General features: G+C 74.0%; 1 protein-coding gene. It reads left to right on the top strand.

The window, feature by feature from the left end:
* On the top strand, positions 1-1,157 hold a 1,157-nt coding region (locus AB0O40_RS37800), incomplete at both ends, for a lipopolysaccharide biosynthesis protein (protein ID WP_365050898.1).

The following is a 1,157-nucleotide window of genomic DNA, read 5'->3' as shown; positions in this document are numbered from 1 at the left end:
TTCACCTACACCGCGACCTCTCCCGAGCAGGCCGCCAAGCGGGCCAACGCGATGACGGAGGCCTACCTCAAGAACCGGCAGGCCGCCTACGAGTCGCAGCGCGACACCATGGTCAAGGCCAAGAAGAAGCAGGTCGGCCCGATCGCCGAACGCCTGGAAGACCTGGCCAAGGAGATCAGCCGCACCCCCGACGGCCCCGGCCGCGACGCCCTCTACACCCAGAAGGCCGACGCCGCCGGCACCAAGGGCAGCCTGGACGGCGACATCCAGAAACTCTCCTCCCTGGACATGTCCGCCGGCCGCATCACCAACACCGCCACCCCGCCCAAGAACCCCGACGGCCCCGGCCTGGTCATGGCCCTCCTCCTGGGCGCCGCCGTGGGCCTGGCGCTGGGGCTGCTCGCCGCCTGGGTCCGCCTCGTCTTCGACCCCGCACCCCGCTCCGACGGCGACGTCGCCCGCGCCCTGCGCGCCCCCGTCCTTGGCGCCCTGCCCCGCGACAAGACCGGCGGCGGCCCCCTCCTGGCGGCCGGCGACGCCGACCCCCGCCTGGCCGAGGAATACCGCTCCGTCGCCTTCCGCCTCGCCTACGACGCCCGCTTCTCCGACCGCCGCCGCCTCCTGGTCGTCGCCCCCCGCGGCAGCAGCGAGACCGCAGCCGCCGTCGCCGTCAACCTCGCCGCCTCCTTCGCCGAAACCGGCAAGGACGTCCTGATGATCGAAGCCGACCTGCGCACCCCCGTCCTGGCCAGCCAGCTGCGCACCGACACCGGCGCCCGGCCCCGCTGGAGCCACATGTCCGGGACCGTGGAAACCGAATGGCCCGACGGCCGCCAGCTCGTCGTCGACGCCGGCGAATCCGGCTCCTTCGACCTCATCCCCGGCGAAGAGGTCCGCAACGTCCCCCGCGCCCTGACCTCCCCCCGCGCCTCCCGCCTGATCTCCGAGGCCGACTCCCCCAACTCCACCGTCGTCGTCCTGGCCCCGCCGGTCCTGTCCTACGCCGACGCCCTGGCCCTGGTCGACCGCGTCGACGGCGTCCTGGTCGTCTGCGACCCCCGCGCCGTCCACCGCACCGACCTCGTCCGCATCCGCGAACTCATCAGCGGCGCCGGCGGCACCGTCCTCGGCGCCGTCCTCCACGGCGGACAACCCAG

Origin of the sequence: Streptomyces sp. NPDC089919, from assembly GCF_040684615.1 — a bacterium.
Classification (GTDB): Bacteria; Actinomycetota; Actinomycetes; order Streptomycetales; family Streptomycetaceae; genus Streptomyces.
The sequence above is the reverse complement of the archived record's forward strand: the minus strand, read 5'-3'. Positions and strand labels throughout refer to the sequence as shown.